We start from the raw sequence: 14,692 nt of genomic DNA, 5'->3' as shown, positions 1-14,692 counted from the left end.
TGTGGTACTCCGCTTGGGCTTGTTTTTGAATGAAGCGTCGCGTGTATTCCCCTGTTGGGATCAACCATAGCCAACCCGCTGCAACAGGGGAGCAAAAACCGGTTTTCACATTCCGGCCGAACAGGAAAGCCCGTCCTGGCACTTTGGACGTTGCACCAAAATGGACCATTCCCTAACTCCCCAGCTTACCCAGAGCAACGCTTTGGATACTTGCGAGGCTGCGACATATTCGGTCAATCACGAGTTGTCGTACGAGATCGGCGCGGCTTCGCACGCGCGGGTTTCTGATTCGGCGCAAACAGTGTCAGAATCGCTACCTGCCCACTAACCTTGGTAATAATCATGCAATTTCAAGCCAGCCAGTTGATGGTCAACCCGTGCGATGACGAAGAAGACAACATGGCGCTGGTCTGCTGCCATGATGAGAAAGGCGGCATGATCCTGATCACCCGTCTGGCCGAGGACAAGGACGTGGAGTTCACCCTGGGCGAGGAAGACCCCTGCTACGTGCGAGATTTCAAGGTAACCCTGGACGACAAAACCCTGACGTTCGAACTGGCCGCCGATGACGCCGACGTATTGAACGGTGACGTGGAACTGGTGATCAACTATGACAGCAGCCAGGTAGACCTGCCGGAAGTGGAAGAAACCCTGCGCAACATCCTCGACGGCACCGGCACCTACGTCAGCCACATCGCCCGCTGATACTTCAGGAGCGCTCCATGAGCCGCCAGGTCTTCGACGCACACTGCCACATCATCGACCCGCGCTTCCCGCTGGTCGCCAATGAAGGCTACTTGCCCCCCACCTACACGGTGGACCATTACCTGGCGCAAGCCGCGCCGCTGGGCGTGTGTGGCGGCGCGGTGGTGTCCGGCTCGTTCCAGGCCTTTGACCAGACGTACCTGCTGGACGCCCTGGCGCGCCTGGGGCCAGGGTTTGTCGGGGTGACCCAACTGCCAGCCTCGGTCAGCGACGACGAACTGCAGAAACTCGACCGCCATGGCGTGCGCGCCCTGCGCTTCAACCTCAAGCGTGGCGGTTCGGAACAACTGGACAAACTGGAACCCTTTGCCAAGCGCGTGCATGAACTGCTGGGCTGGCATGCCGAGCTGTACGTGGATTCGCGCGACTTGCAGGCGCTGGAGGCAAAGCTGCTGCGCCTGCCGGAAGTCAGCATCGACCACCTGGGGCTGAGCCGCGAGGGCCTGCCCACGGTGTTGCGCCTGGCTGAACGCGGGGTACGGGTGAAAGCCTGCGGCTTTGGCCGCGTGGACTTCCCCGTGGGGCCGGCCTTGCAGGCGCTGTACGCGGCCAACCCCCATGCGCTGATGTTTGGTACCGATTTGCCGTCCACCCGCGCGCCGCGACCGTTTCAGGCCGATGACCTGACACTGATCGAGGATGTGCTGGGGGAAGATGGAGCGCAGATGGTGCTGTGGGCCAATGCGCGGGATTTTTATCGGGTGTAGATAACGTGACGTCGGCGCACCCCTGACCGGTAGGCGCAGACCGTGTACGCGAAGGCACACCGCAGGACACCTGATTCACTGCGGCGTTTGCTTCGCGGGCAGGGCCCGCCCCTTCAGTAAGCCAATCGCCCGCAGCAGGTCAGTCAACCTTCTTGCGAATCCAGTACAAATACGTCCCTTCGCCTTCGCGCTGCTCCACTAACTCATGGCCCAGAAACACGCAAAACTTGGGAATATCACGCTGGGTCGACGGGTCAGTGGCGATCACTTTCAACACACCACCGGCCGCCAGGTCGCGCACGTGCTGGTGCAGCATCATCACCGGCTCCGGGCAGTTGAGGCCGGTGGCGTCGAGAACGCCATCCACGGCCATTTCAGCGAATTCAGACATGCATATCTCCAGAAACTGACGGGCATTGTCGCGCAATGCCCGGCACAGGTCAGCCCTTGCGCGGCGCTTTTTTGGCCGGCGTATCGAGGCGTCGCAAGTGGCAAGTCACTTCCTCGCGGTCGTGGTACAGCTGCTTGCAGCCGATCTCGACCTGAATGCCGCGCGCCTTGAAACCATCGGCAATGCGCTCCAGCAGGCGGCGCACTTCGGCGTAGCGTTGTTTCATTGGCAACTTGAGGTTGACCACCGCCTCGCGGCACAGGCCTTCGCCCAGCCAGGTTTCCAGCAGGAAGGCATTGCGCGCCGGTTTTTCCACGATGTCGCACACCATCCAGTCCACCGGCGGGCGGGGCTTGTAGGTAAAACCATCGGCCATCAGGTGGGTGACCAGGCCGGTGTCCATCAGGCTCTGCGCCATGGGGCCGTTGTCGATGGCGGTCACCAACATGCCGCGGCGTACCAGCTGGTAGGTCCAGCCGCCGGGCGCGGCGCCCAGGTCGACGCCGGTCATGTCCGACGACAGCCGCTCATCCCACTCCTCGCGCGCAATGAAGTGGTGCCAGGCCTCTTCCAGCTTCAGCGTCGAGCGGCTGGGCGCCTCGCGGGGGAATTTTAGGCGCGGGATGCCCATGGGCCACATGGCCGAGTTGCCCGCCGGGGCCACGCCCAGGAACACCTCGCGGCCGCTCTTGAAGGTCAACAGCAGGCGCGGCAGGTTGTCGTCCTCCACCAGCTTGCCGGCCTTGAGCAGGGCTTTGCGCAACGGCCCCTCGAATTTGCGACAAAAGGTCGACAGTTCCTTGCCGTCGTTGGTGTCCAGCACTTCCAACCACAGGCTGCCGCACGTCGGGTACGCGCCCAGGGCGTCGAGCAGCACGCTGATGCGGTCGGTTTCCGGCAGCTCCACGAACGCCCCGCGCGCCCATTGGCGCGGGAATATCAGGTCACTGAAGTTCACCTCGTCCATCAGCCGTTCCAGGTCGGCTGGCTCATGGCAGATAAATTCGGCACAGGCGCTGCTGGGCTTGGCCTTGGCATAGCCAGCCACGTCGAAAAACGCCGCCAGCTCGGAAATTTCGGAACAGACTTCGCCTTCGAAGCCCGACCGACAGTGCATAAACAGGGTATTCATTGACCACTCCTGGACCGGCACCCCGACAGTGGGCCGCCGCCATGGCGGTCGCGCCACTGGCACGCCGCCGAAATCGGCGCATGATAAAGGAAGTTCGGAACCGGCGACACGCTTGAACAGTCCAGTGTAATGATAGCTAGCTACGCTTTTTGTCCAGGCCCGTGCCGTGCGGGCCATGGTGGCAATTGCCAAGGAGTGATTTCATGCCCTCGCTTGATAGCCTGAAGACCCTCAAGACCCTACAGGTTGACGACCGTCAGTACCATTATTTCAGCCTGCCCGAAGCCGCCAAGAGCCTGGGTGCCCTGCAACAACTGCCCATGTCCCTGAAAGTGCTGCTGGAAAACCTGCTGCGCTGGGAAGACGGCACCACCGTCACCGCCGACGACCTCAAGGCCCTGGCCGCCTGGCTCAAGGACCGCCGCAGTGACCGCGAGATCCAATACCGCCCTGCCCGCGTGCTGATGCAGGACTTCACCGGCGTGCCCGCCGTGGTGGACCTGGCGGCCATGCGCGCCGCCGTGGCCAAGGCCGGCGGCGACCCGCAGCGTATCAACCCGCTGTCACCGGTGGACCTGGTGATCGACCACTCGGTGATGGTCGACAAATACGGCGACACCCAGGCATTCGGTGAAAACGTCGACATTGAAATGCAGCGCAACGGCGAGCGCTACGCCTTTCTGCGCTGGGGCCAGAGTGCCTTCGACAATTTCAGCGTGGTGCCGCCCGGCACTGGCATCTGCCACCAGGTCAACCTGGAATACCTGGGCCGCACCGTCTGGACCAAGGATGAGGACGGCCGCACCTACGCGTTCCCCGATACCCTGGTGGGCACCGATTCGCACACCACCATGATCAACGGCCTTGGCGTACTGGGCTGGGGCGTGGGCGGCATCGAGGCAGAAGCGGCCATGCTCGGCCAGCCTGTGTCGATGCTGATTCCCGAAGTAATCGGTTTCCGGCTCACCGGCAAGCTGCGCGAAGGCATCACCGCCACCGACCTGGTGCTCACCGTCACGCAGATGCTGCGCAAGAAAGGCGTGGTGGGCAAGTTCGTCGAATTCTACGGTGACGGCCTCGCCGACCTGCCCCTGGCCGACCGCGCCACCATCGCCAACATGGCCCCGGAATACGGCGCCACCTGCGGCTTTTTCCCGGTGGACGACGTCACCCTGGACTACCTGCGCCTGTCCGGCCGCCCCGATGCCACGGTGAAACTGGTGGAGGCCTACACCAAGGCCCAGGGCCTGTGGCGCCTGCCCGGCCAGGAACCGCAGTTCAGCGACAGCCTGGCACTGGACATGGATGAAGTCGAAGCCAGCCTGGCCGGCCCCAAACGGCCCCAGGACCGCGTGGCGCTGCCCAAGGTGGCCCAGGCGTTCTCGGACTTCATCGGTCTGCAGCTCAAGCCCACCAACAAGGAGGAAGGCCGCCTGGAAAGCGAAGGCGGCGGCGGCGTGGCCGTGGGCAATGCCGCCCAGGCGGGCGAAGCGCACTACACCTGGCAGGGCCAAAGCCATCAGCTCAAGGATGGCGCGGTGGTCATCGCCGCCATTACCTCATGCACCAACACCTCCAACCCCAGCGTAATGATGGCCGCAGGGCTGGTGGCGAAAAAGGCCGTGCAAAAGGGCCTGCAACGCAAGCCGTGGGTAAAAAGCTCGCTGGCGCCGGGCTCCAAGGTGGTCACCGACTACTACAAGGCGGCCGGCCTCACCCAGTACCTGGACGCCCTGGGCTTCGACCTGGTGGGTTATGGCTGCACCACTTGCATCGGCAACTCCGGGCCGCTGGACGAGCCGATTGAAAAAGCCATCCAGCAGGCCGACCTCACCGTGGCCTCGGTGCTGTCGGGCAACCGCAACTTCGAAGGCCGGGTGCACCCGCTGGTCAAGACCAACTGGCTGGCATCGCCACCCCTGGTGGTGGCCTATGCACTGGCCGGCAGCGTGCGCATCGACATCAGCAGCGAGCCGCTGGGTACCGGCAGCGACGGCCAACCGGTGTACCTGCGCGACATCTGGCCCAGCCAGCAGGAAATCGCCGACGCGGTACGAAGCGTCAACACCGCCATGTTCCACAAGGAATACGCCGAAGTGTTTGCCGGCGACGCCCAGTGGCAGGCCATCGAAGTGCCCCAGGCGGCCACCTACGTGTGGCAGGACGATTCCACCTACATCCAGCACCCGCCGTTCTTCGACGACATCACCGGGCCGCTGAAGGACATCACCGACGTGCATGGCGCCCGTGTGCTCGCGCTGCTGGGTGACTCGGTGACCACCGACCACATCTCCCCGGCCGGCAACATCAAGGCCGACAGCCCCGCCGGCCGCTACCTGCGCGACAAGGGCGTGGAGCCGCGGGACTTCAACTCCTACGGCTCGCGCCGCGGCAACCACGAAGTGATGATGCGCGGCACCTTCGCCAACATCCGCATCCGCAATGAAATGCTCAACGCAGAGGAAGGCGGCAACACCTACTACATCCCTACCGGCGAGCGCCTGGCGATCTACGACGCGGCCATGCGCTACCAGGCCGACGGCACGCCGCTGGTGGTCATCGCCGGCCAGGAATACGGTACCGGCTCCAGTCGCGACTGGGCGGCCAAGGGCACCAACCTGCTGGGGGTCAAGGCGGTCATCGCCGAAAGCTTCGAGCGCATCCACCGCTCCAATCTGGTGGGCATGGGCGTGCTGCCGCTGCAATTCAAGGACGGCCAGAGCCGCAAGTCACTGGCACTCACCGGCCGTGAAACCCTGGACATTACCGGCCTTTCGGACGCCCGGCTGCGCCCCCACATGGACCTGACGCTGCGCATCACCCGTGAAGATGGCCAGCAGGAAACGGTAACGGTGCTGTGCCGCATCGACACCCTCAACGAGGTGGAGTACTTCAAGTCCGGCGGCATCCTGCACTACGTGCTGCGCCAGTTGATTGCCTCCTGAATAGCGCTTGTATGGGAGCTGGCTTGCCAGCGAGTTTTTGAGGCCTGGACGGCTCGCTCGCAAGCCAGTGCCCACAAGGGCGACAAAAATTTAATTTCAATTTCGGGTCCGCCCTGCCGACAACCTGTGAAAGTCTTGCGGAACCCAACAGCCATGCGTAACAACCAGCCTGTCACCCAGCGCGAACGGACGTTTCCTGCCCAACAGCGCCTGATTTCAACTACCGATGCCAAAGGAATGATCACTTACTGCAACGATGCATTCGTTGAAATCAGTGGTTTCGCCCGTGACGAGTTGATCCGTGCCCCGCACAACACCGTGCGGCACCCCGATGTGCCCCAGGCGGTGTTCGAGCACATGTGGGCCACGCTGCGACAGGGGCAGCCCTGGATGGGCATCGTCAAGAACCGCTGCAAGAATGGCGATTTTTACTGGGTGAATGCCTACGTCACGCCGATTTTCGAAAACAACCAGGTGGTGGGCTACGAGTCGGTACGGGTCAAACCAACCGCCGAGATGATCCGCCGCGCCCAGGCGCTGTACGAGCGCCTCAATCAGGGTAAGTCCGCCATACCGAGCCGTGACCGCTGGTTGCCTGTGGTGCAGGACTGGCTGCCGTTCATTCTGGTCAGCCAGGTGGGTTTCGGCATTGGCAGTTGGCTGGGCAGTTCGTGGGGCTTTGCCGTGGCCGCCGTGTTGTCGGTACCGCTGGGGCTCGTGGGCCTGGGCTGGCAGCAACGGGGCATCAAGCGCCTGCTGCGCCTGGCCGAACAAACCACGTCCGACCCGCTGATCGCACAAATGTACACTGACAGCCGCGGCGCCCAGGCGCGTCTGGAAATGTCGATTCTGAGCCAGGACGCGCGGTTGAAAACCTGCCTCACCCGCTTGCAGGACACCGCCGAACACCTCAACGACCAGGCCCGGCAATCCGATGGCCTGGCGCACCAGAGCTCCGTGGGCCTGGAACGCCAGCGCGTGGAAACCGAGCAGGTGGCCACCGCCGTCAACCAGATGGCCGCCACCACCCAGGAAGTCGCCAGCCACGTGCAACGCACCGCCGATGCCACCCAGCAGGCCAACGCGTTGACCAGCCGTGGCCGCAGCATTGCCGGTGAAACCCGTGACGCCATCCAGCGCCTGTCGGTAGTGGTGGGCGAGACCGGGCAGACCGTGACCCAGCTGGCCAAGGACAGCGATGAAATCGGCGGCGTGGTGGACGTGATCAAAGGCATTGCCGACCAGACCAACCTGCTGGCGCTGAACGCCGCCATCGAAGCGGCTCGCGCCGGTGAAATGGGCCGCGGCTTTGCCGTGGTGGCCGATGAAGTTCGCCAGTTGGCCCAGCGCACCAGCGAATCCACTGGGCAGATCCATGCCCTGATCGCCAAGCTACAGCAAACCGCCAGCAATGCCGTGCAGACCATGGACGCTGGCCATCGCCAGGCCGAGGAAGGCGTGGCGCGGGTACTGGAAGCTGATCAGGCACTGGTAGGCATCAGCGAGGCTGTGGCGCACATCACCGACATGACCACCCAGATCGCCGCGGCAACCGAAGAGCAAAGCTCGGTGGCCGAAGAGATCAGCCGCAATATCAGCACCATCGCCAGCCTGGCCGACGAGACCAGCGAGCAGGCGCAGAACTCGGCGCTGCTCAGCGAAGAACTGACCCGCACCGCGCACAGCCAGTATTCGCTCGTGGAGCGCTTCAACCGCTGACGGCACAGGCTAAAATGGGTGTTTCATGGATCGTGTCCATAAAATGGACAATACCCTCCTGTAGGAGCGGGCCGTGTCCGCGAGGGCCGCACCTTGTGTCACCCGACACACCGCGCGGTCCGCTCCTGCCGGGATCGCAATGACGCTCAACGCAAAAACCGCGTCACGGCCTCGGCGGCCGCCGTCATATGCTGTTCATGACTGAACCCCGACGCCTTCAGCGGCTTGAGGTCATGGTCCCCCGCCACCAGCCAGCACAGCTGGATCTGCGTCGACAACGCATACCCCGCAACCGACGCCCGGTTACCCAGCGCATCACGCTCGCCCTGCGCGATCAGCGTCGGTGTTTTCAGCTCGGCCAGGTGCTCCACGCGCGGTTTCTCGGGCTTGCCCGCCGCATAGAACGGATAGCCCAGGCACACCAGCGCATCAGCATCGAGCTCGTCCGCCAGCACGCTGGCCATGCGCCCGCCCATGGATTTGCCGCCGATGGCCAGCGTCCCTGTCACCAGGGGGCGGACCTGGGCATACACCTCGCGCCAGCACTCCAGCAGTTTCGGCTTGGGATTGGGTGGGCGCTTGCCGCCGTCCACGCGGCGCTGAGCCATGTAGGGGAATTCAAAACGCACCACCGCCACGCCGCGGGCGGCCAACTGCTCGGCAATGCGGTTCATGAAGTCGCTGTCCATTGGCGCACCGGCGCCGTGGGCCAGAATCAGGCAGGCCACCGGCGCGCCTTGGGGCGCCGTCAACAACCAGCCTTGTGCCTGGGCCAGCGCGGCCAATTGTTCCTGGTCAATGCCGCTACCCTGCGCGTTTTTCATGCTTGCACCACTGCGAAATAAAACCGGTGGCCATGATGCCACGTAGCCGAGGCCAAGCGGTGTCGGCTGTTCAGAGCGCCGAATAGCCCTTTGCCACCTGTCACTTCTAACAGGTTTCGCGAAAAGGGTTTGGGGGCAAGCGTATGACTACAGCCTTTCAGGGAGATTCGACACCGCTGGGGGCAAAATTCGAGGATTTGGACATTTGGATCCATTTGAACGAGGATCCACTGGGTACTTACAAAATTCCGGGCGATGGCAGCAGCCTACTGCGATACCGCAGGGATGGGGATACTGTAACCGGGGTAGGGAGCCTCACCCTTACGCAACTCGACGATGAAAGGAAACAGTGCATTGGCACCCTGACCTTCGACGTTTTTTCTAACAAGTTGCACGGAGATTTTAATATCTTCGGGGCAAGCGGCCCCCTGACCAAACTTTCGTGACCGCCTGCGGCTAGCGGCATCCAAGCCCGCTATTGCGACAACGGGAGGAGGCGGCGGCCATGGCACGCCGTCTACCTATGCTGCTTATGGCCACCTCCTCTGCCATCAACACGTAGGCGTCCTGATCCTTGCCACCGGCCAACACCACTGATCAAACGCTATCGCGCCTTGAAATGGAATAGGCCATCCAGAAGCGACGTCCAACCAAGCGCTGGCACCCGCGTGCGCTATGTCCACACAACGACTAAGCTCATAGCGACCAAAACGGGCCCGGCGGATATGTTTCCGGATGTTCGAAAACCCATACGCCATCGACCCCGGCCATGCCCTGCATAAGGCTGCAAGGCCCGCCACGTGGACGTCGGAGCGACAGACAAGGATTGCTAGCCAAGATTGCTAGCAACTCTTGCATCACCCCTGTGCATTCTCCATACTGCGGCCGGTTTATAACCCTAATAACAACACCTGAACCGTGGATAACCAGCAATGAGCACAGTAATCGCTCCGACTGCGTACAACTACAAAGTGGTTCGGCAGTTCGCCATCATGACGGTGGTCTGGGGAATCGTCGGCATGGGCCTGGGGGTGTTCATCGCCTCGCAGTTGGTCTGGCCACAGTTGAACCTCGACCTGCCATGGACCACCTTCGGCCGCCTGCGCCCGCTGCACACTAACCTTGTGATCTTTGCCTTCGGCGGATGCGCGCTGTTTTCCACGTCCTACTACGTGGTGCAGCGAACCTGCCAGACGCGGCTGATCTCGGACGGCCTCGCGGCGTTCACGTTCTGGGGCTGGCAGGCTGTGATCGTCGGCGCCATCATCACCCTGCCGCTGGGCTATACCACCACCAAGGAGTACGCCGAGCTGGAATGGCCGATTGCCATCCTGCTGGCGATTGTCTGGGTGTGTTACGCCATCACCTTCTTCGGCACCATCGTCAAGCGCAACACCAAGCATATCTACGTGGGCAACTGGTTCTACGGCGCGTTCATCCTGGTGACGGCGATGCTGCACATCGTCAACCACATCTCGCTGCCGGTGAGCCTGTTCAAGTCCTATTCCGCCTACGCCGGTGCCACGGACGCGATGATCCAGTGGTGGTACGGCCACAACGCCGTGGGCTTTTTCCTCACCACCGGCTTCCTCGGCATGATGTATTACTTCGTGCCCAAGCAGGCCGAGCGGCCCATCTACTCCTACCGTCTGTCCATCGTGCACTTCTGGGCGCTGATCACCCTGTACATCTGGGCCGGGCCGCACCACCTGCATTACACCGCCCTGCCCGACTGGGCCCAATCGCTGGGCATGGTGATGTCGATCATCCTGCTGGCACCCAGCTGGGGCGGCATGATCAACGGCATGATGACCCTGTCCGGGGCCTGGCATAAGCTGCGGACCGACCCCATCCTGCGCTTTCTGGTGGTGTCCCTGGCGTTCTACGGCATGTCCACCTTCGAAGGCCCGATGATGGCCATCAAGACGGTGAACTCGCTGTCCCACTACACCGACTGGACCATCGGCCACGTGCACGCCGGTGCGCTGGGCTGGGTGGCCATGATCTCCATCGGCGCCATCTACCACATGATCCCGAAACTGTTCGGCAGGCCACAGATGCACAGCATCGGCCTGATCAACGCTCACTTCTGGCTGGCCACCATCGGCACCGTGCTGTACATCGCCTCGATGTGGGTCAACGGCATCACCCAGGGCCTGATGTGGCGCGCCATCAACGATGACGGCACCCTCACCTACTCCTTCGTCGAAGCCCTGCAGGCTAGCCATCCGGGCTACATTGTGCGGGCCATCGGTGGCTCGTTCTTCGCCAGCGGCATGTTGCTGATGGCCTACAACGTATGGCGCACCGTGCGCGCTTCCACCGCCGAAGAAGCTGAAGCGGCGACCCGCATCGCTGCCGTGGGGGCCCACTGATGAAACATGAAGTGCTCGAAAAGAACATCGGCCTGCTGGCCTTCTTCATGGTCATTGCCGTGGCCATCGGCGGCCTCACGCAAATCGTCCCGCTGTTTTTCCAGGACGTCACCAACAAGCCCATCGAGGGCATGAAACCGCGCCCTGCCCTGGAACTGGAAGGCCGCGACGTGTTCATCGCCAACGGCTGTGTGGGCTGCCACTCGCAGATGATCCGGCCGTTCCGCGCCGAAACCGAACGCTACGGCCACTACTCGGTAGCCGGCGAAAGCGTGTGGGACCACCCCTTCCTGTGGGGCTCCAAGCGCACCGGGCCGGACCTGGCGCGCGTAGGAGGCCGCTACTCTGACGACTGGCACCGTGCGCACCTGTACAACCCGCGCAACGTGGTGCCCGAGTCGGTGATGCCGGCCTACCCCTTCCTGGTGGAGCACAAGGTGGATGCCAGCCTGACCGCCAGGAAGATGCAAGTACTGCGTGAACTGGGCGTGCCGTACACCGACGAAGACATCGCCGGCGCCGAAGCAGCCGTCAAGGGCAAGACCGAAATGGACGCACTGGTGGCCTACCTGCAGGGCCTTGGCACCATCATCAAAAGCAAACGGTGACGCACATGGATATCGGAACCATCCGAGGACTGGGCACCGTCGTGGTGTTGGTGGCCTTTATCGGCTTGGCGTTATGGGTGTTCAGCGGCCGGCGCAAGCAGGACTTCGACGAAGCCACCCTGCTGCCGTTTGCCGATGACCCCGACGCCATCGCCAAGGTAGAACAAGCCCAGGCGCAACAGCGCGCGTCCAGGAGTGACAAGCAATGACAACGTTTTGGAGTCTGTACGTAACCGTACTCACCCTGGGCACCATCGTGGCCCTGACCTGGCTGCTGTTTTCCACCCGCCGGGGGCAACGCAGCGAAGCCACCGAAGAAACCGTGGGCCATTCGTTCGACGGCATCGAGGAGTACGACAACCCGCTGCCCAAGTGGTGGTTCCTGCTGTTCGTCGGCACCATCATCTTTGCCCTGGGCTACCTGAGCCTGTACCCGGGCCTGGGCAGCTGGACCGGGCTGCTGCCGGGGTACCAGTACCTGGACAACGACACCAAGAAGCAGTTTTCCGACGGCAAGACCGGCTGGACCGGCGTGCATGAATGGGAAAAGGAAATGGCCCGCGCCGACGCCCGCTTCGGCCCCATCTACGCCAAGTTCGCCGCCATGCCCATCGAAGACGTGGCCAAGGACCCGCAGGCGCTGAAAATGGGCGGCCGCCTGTTCGCCAGCAATTGCTCGGTGTGCCACGGGTCCGACGCCAAGGGTGCGTACGGTTTTCCCAACCTGACCGACGAAGACTGGCGCTGGGGCGGCGACCCGCAAACCATCGAGACCACCATCCTGGGCGGCCGCCATGCGGTGATGCCGGCCTGGGCCGAGGTGATCGGCGAACAGGGCGTGGCGGATGTGGCAGCCTTCGTCATCACCCAGCTCGACGCACGCAAACTGCCTGCCGACGCCAAGGCCGACCCGGCCAACGGCCAGAAAATCTTCGCCGCCAACTGCGTGGCCTGCCACGGCCCCGAGGGCAAGGGCACGCCGGTCATGGGCGCACCGAACCTCACCCACCCGCAGGCGTTCATCTACGGCTCAAGCTTCGCCCAGTTGCAACAGACCATCCGCTACGGCCGACAGGGCCAGATGCCGGCCCAGGAACTGCTGCAAGGCAAGGACAAGGTGCATTTGCTGGCGGCGTATGTGTATAGCCTCTCGCATGGGGAGCAGAAGTCAGAGTAGCAACCTACCACTCGGTCCGATAACCCGCTCCCACAACAGGCATCCAGCACCACCGTGAGGCTCACTAATGAGCAAGCAGATTCCGGTACACGATGTCACCCCGCCCGCCCGCAAGGGCGAAAGCGTCGACCTGTATGCGTCGCGGGAGAAGATCTACACGCGGGCCTTCACCGGGGTGTTCCGCAACCTGCGCAGGGTGGGCGGGGCGTTTCTGTTCCTGCTGTATTTCGGCACGGTGTGGTTGAACTGGGGCGGGCATCAGGCAGTGTGGTGGAACCTGCCTGAGCGCAAGTTCTACATCTTTGGCGCCACCTTCTGGCCGCAGGATTTCATCCTGCTGTCGGGCATCCTCATCGTCAGTGCGTTTGGCCTGTTTTTCATCACCGTGTTCGCCGGCCGCGTGTGGTGCGGCTATACCTGCCCGCAAAGCGTGTGGACGTGGATATTCATGTGGTGCGAAAAGGTCACCGAAGGTGATCGCAACCAGCGCATCAAGCTCGACAAGGCCCCCTCCAGCGCCAACAAGGTGCTGCGCAAGGCGGCCAAGCACGGGCTGTGGCTGTTGATCGGTTTCGTCACCGGCATGACCTTCGTCGGCTACTTCTCGCCCATCCGCGAGTTGAGCCTGGACTTTTTCACCGGCCACGCCGATGGCTGGTCCTATTTCTGGGTAGGCTTCTTCACCCTGGCCACCTACGGCAACGCTGGCTGGCTGCGCGAGCAGGTGTGCATCTACATGTGCCCCTACGCGCGCTTCCAGAGCGTGATGTTCGACAAGGACACGCTGATCGTGTCCTACGACCCACGGCGCGGCGAAAAGCGTGGCCCGCGCAAGAAAGGCGCCGACTACCAGGCCATGGGGCTGGGCGACTGCATCGACTGCACGATGTGCGTGCAGGTGTGCCCCACCGGCATCGACATCCGTGACGGCCTGCAGGTGGAGTGCATAGGCTGTGCCGCCTGCATCGACGCCTGCGACAGCATCATGGACAAGATGGATTACCCCCGCGGGCTGATCAGCTATACCACCGAACACAACCTGTCCGGCCAGCAGACCCACAAGTGGCGTCCGCGCCTGATCGGCTACGCGCTGGTGCTGGTGGTGATGATCGGGGTGCTGGCCACCGCCTTTGTGACCCGCTCGCTGGTGGGGTTCGACGTGAGCAAGGACCGCGTGCTTTACCGCGAGAACGCCGCAGGGCGAATCGAGAACGTCTACAGCCTGAAAATCATGAATAAGGATCAGCGCGAGCACACCTACCTGATCCAGGCCTCGGGCCTGCCCGACCTGCGCCTGCAGAGCCGCAACGAAATACGCGTGGCGGCGGGCGATATCGTCAGCCTGCCGGCCGAGCTGTCAGTCGCCCCCGAACAACTGCCTTCCAGCACCAACGAGGTGATGTTCACCCTCGAGGACGCCGACAACGGCGCGGTGCATGTGCAGGCCAAAAGCCGATTCATCGGCCCCCAAGTACGCTAAGGACCCCTTCCATGTTCAACACCACGGCTGACGCTTCCACCCCCTGGTACAAACACCTCTGGCCCTGGATTATCATCGCCATTCTCACCTGTTCGGTAACCCTGACGCTGTCGATGGTGACCATCGCCGTGGAGCACCCGGACAACCTGGTGACCGATAACTACTACGAGGCGGGCAAGGGCATCGCCCGCTCCCTGGAGCGCGAACGCCTGGCCCAGGACCTCCAGCAGCGCGCCGACATTACCCTGGACAGCCTGACCGGCGAAGTCGACGTGAAACTGAGCGGCAGCAGCCAGCCGGCGCAATTGACCCTCAACCTGATCTCGCCGACGCAACCGGAGAAAGACCGCCGTATCGACCTCAATGCCGCCGGCAGCGGCCGCTACGTGGGCCATGTGGTGGACAATGTCCAGGGCCGCCGTTTCGTCGAAATGCTGGGCCAGCAAGGCGGCAAGACCTGGCGCCTGTTCGAGGAAGAGCAGGTGGCACCGGACAAGCCCCTGGTGCTGGGTGACGAGCCCTTGCAAGGCGCCGAGGAGCTGCGTCGCTGATGGGGACCCTTTCGCAGG

The 14,692-nt window shown here is 63.0% G+C and carries 13 protein-coding genes; 10 read left to right on the top strand and 3 right to left on the bottom strand.

Annotated elements, in window-relative coordinates; all coding sequences use genetic code 11:
- Positions 1 to 342 precede the first annotated feature (342 nt).
- Together PMM47T1_RS18905 and PMM47T1_RS18900 are read left to right on the top strand one after the other, a co-directional pair.
- Positions 343 to 705, top strand: coding sequence for a hypothetical protein (locus tag PMM47T1_RS18905; RefSeq protein WP_008371832.1), 363 nt, complete (start codon positions 343 to 345; stop codon positions 703 to 705).
- Positions 706 to 722: 17 nt separating this feature from the next.
- Positions 723 to 1,472 carry an amidohydrolase family protein gene (locus PMM47T1_RS18900; protein ID WP_008371829.1) on the top strand — a complete coding sequence of 250 codons (750 nt, stop codon included), beginning with the start codon at positions 723 to 725 and terminating at the stop codon, positions 1,470 to 1,472.
- Between the two features lie 139 nt (positions 1,473 to 1,611).
- Here the strand turns inward: PMM47T1_RS18900 and tusA are convergent, their stop codons facing one another.
- Entirely contained in the window at positions 1,612 to 1,845 is a 234-nt protein-coding gene (gene tusA / locus PMM47T1_RS18895; RefSeq protein ID WP_425225626.1) for a sulfurtransferase TusA, read from the bottom strand.
- A 67-nt stretch (positions 1,846 to 1,912) separates the two neighbouring features.
- The gene (gene rlmM / locus PMM47T1_RS18890; protein ID WP_008371824.1) at positions 1,913 to 2,995 is read right to left on the bottom strand and encodes a 23S rRNA (cytidine(2498)-2'-O)-methyltransferase RlmM; all 1,083 of its coding nucleotides are present in this window, start codon (positions 2,993 to 2,995) and stop codon (positions 1,913 to 1,915) included.
- Positions 2,996 to 3,198: 203 nt separating this feature from the next.
- Here rlmM and acnA point away from each other — a divergent pair, with 203 nt between their 5' ends.
- Together acnA and PMM47T1_RS18880 are read left to right on the top strand one after the other, a co-directional pair.
- Positions 3,199 to 5,940 (top strand): aconitate hydratase AcnA, encoded by a 2,742-nt coding sequence (gene acnA / locus PMM47T1_RS18885; RefSeq protein ID WP_008371820.1) that lies wholly within the window; start codon positions 3,199 to 3,201, stop codon positions 5,938 to 5,940.
- Between the two features lie 153 nt (positions 5,941 to 6,093).
- On the top strand, positions 6,094 to 7,659 hold the full coding sequence (locus PMM47T1_RS18880; protein ID WP_008371817.1) for a methyl-accepting chemotaxis protein: 1,566 nt from the start codon (positions 6,094 to 6,096) through the stop codon (positions 7,657 to 7,659).
- Positions 7,660 to 7,805: 146 nt separating this feature from the next.
- On the opposite strand, the gene PMM47T1_RS18875 is transcribed toward PMM47T1_RS18880, so the two are convergent.
- Positions 7,806 to 8,483 carry an alpha/beta family hydrolase gene (locus tag PMM47T1_RS18875; protein WP_008371814.1) on the bottom strand — a complete coding sequence of 226 codons (678 nt, stop codon included), beginning with the start codon at positions 8,481 to 8,483 and terminating at the stop codon, positions 7,806 to 7,808.
- Positions 8,484 to 9,415: 932 nt separating this feature from the next.
- Here PMM47T1_RS18875 and ccoN point away from each other — a divergent pair.
- The 6 genes from ccoN (at position 9,416) to PMM47T1_RS18840 (ending at position 14,674) form a co-directional block, all read left to right on the top strand.
- Positions 9,416 to 10,858, top strand: a complete 1,443-nt coding sequence (ccoN, locus tag PMM47T1_RS18865; protein WP_008371809.1) for a cytochrome-c oxidase, cbb3-type subunit I — start codon at positions 9,416 to 9,418, stop codon at positions 10,856 to 10,858.
- On the top strand, positions 10,858 to 11,466 hold the full coding sequence (gene ccoO, locus PMM47T1_RS18860) for a cytochrome-c oxidase, cbb3-type subunit II (protein WP_008371806.1): 609 nt from the start codon (positions 10,858 to 10,860) through the stop codon (positions 11,464 to 11,466). Before ccoN ends, ccoO begins: the two co-directional genes overlap by 1 nt.
- A gap of 5 nt (positions 11,467 to 11,471) precedes the next feature.
- Positions 11,472 to 11,675 carry a CcoQ/FixQ family Cbb3-type cytochrome c oxidase assembly chaperone gene (locus PMM47T1_RS18855; protein ID WP_008371803.1) on the top strand — a complete coding sequence of 68 codons (204 nt, stop codon included), beginning with the start codon at positions 11,472 to 11,474 and terminating at the stop codon, positions 11,673 to 11,675.
- Positions 11,672 to 12,643 (top strand): cytochrome-c oxidase, cbb3-type subunit III, encoded by a 972-nt coding sequence (ccoP, locus tag PMM47T1_RS18850; RefSeq protein ID WP_008371799.1) that lies wholly within the window; start codon positions 11,672 to 11,674, stop codon positions 12,641 to 12,643. The genes PMM47T1_RS18855 and ccoP overlap by 4 nt, the downstream gene beginning before the upstream one ends.
- Before the next feature lie 67 nt (positions 12,644 to 12,710).
- Positions 12,711 to 14,123: a cytochrome c oxidase accessory protein CcoG gene (gene ccoG / locus PMM47T1_RS18845; protein ID WP_008371795.1), complete on the top strand. Its 1,413-nt coding sequence runs from the start codon at positions 12,711 to 12,713 to the stop codon at positions 14,121 to 14,123.
- 11 nt (positions 14,124 to 14,134) lie between these two features.
- Positions 14,135 to 14,674 (top strand): FixH family protein, encoded by a 540-nt coding sequence (locus tag PMM47T1_RS18840; RefSeq protein ID WP_008371792.1) that lies wholly within the window; start codon positions 14,135 to 14,137, stop codon positions 14,672 to 14,674.
- The last annotated feature ends 18 nt before the right edge of the window (positions 14,675 to 14,692 follow it).

It is taken from the genome of Pseudomonas sp. M47T1 (genome assembly GCF_000263855.1).
In the GTDB taxonomy this organism is placed as follows: Bacteria; Pseudomonadota; Gammaproteobacteria; order Pseudomonadales; family Pseudomonadaceae; genus Aquipseudomonas.
Note: the sequence above shows the minus strand (reverse complement) of the source record. Positions and strands in the feature narration are given on the sequence as shown.

Coding starts and splice junctions, on each gene's coding strand:
- PMM47T1_RS18905 (WP_008371832.1), top strand. CDS start 343: ATGCAATTTCAAGCCAGCCAGTTGATGGTCAACCCGTGCGATGACGAA.
- PMM47T1_RS18900 (WP_008371829.1), top strand. CDS start 723: ATGAGCCGCCAGGTCTTCGACGCACACTGCCACATCATCGACCCGCGC.
- tusA (WP_425225626.1), bottom strand. CDS start 1,845: ATGGCCGTGGATGGCGTTCTCGACGCCACCGGCCTCAACTGCCCGGAG.
- rlmM (WP_008371824.1), bottom strand. CDS start 2,995: ATGAATACCCTGTTTATGCACTGTCGGTCGGGCTTCGAAGGCGAAGTC.
- acnA (WP_008371820.1), top strand. CDS start 3,199: ATGCCCTCGCTTGATAGCCTGAAGACCCTCAAGACCCTACAGGTTGAC.
- PMM47T1_RS18880 (WP_008371817.1), top strand. CDS start 6,094: ATGCGTAACAACCAGCCTGTCACCCAGCGCGAACGGACGTTTCCTGCC.
- PMM47T1_RS18875 (WP_008371814.1), bottom strand. CDS start 8,483: ATGAAAAACGCGCAGGGTAGCGGCATTGACCAGGAACAATTGGCCGCG.
- ccoN (WP_008371809.1), top strand. CDS start 9,416: ATGAGCACAGTAATCGCTCCGACTGCGTACAACTACAAAGTGGTTCGG.
- ccoO (WP_008371806.1), top strand. CDS start 10,858: ATGAAACATGAAGTGCTCGAAAAGAACATCGGCCTGCTGGCCTTCTTC.
- PMM47T1_RS18855 (WP_008371803.1), top strand. CDS start 11,472: ATGGATATCGGAACCATCCGAGGACTGGGCACCGTCGTGGTGTTGGTG.
- ccoP (WP_008371799.1), top strand. CDS start 11,672: ATGACAACGTTTTGGAGTCTGTACGTAACCGTACTCACCCTGGGCACC.
- ccoG (WP_008371795.1), top strand. CDS start 12,711: ATGAGCAAGCAGATTCCGGTACACGATGTCACCCCGCCCGCCCGCAAG.
- PMM47T1_RS18840 (WP_008371792.1), top strand. CDS start 14,135: ATGTTCAACACCACGGCTGACGCTTCCACCCCCTGGTACAAACACCTC.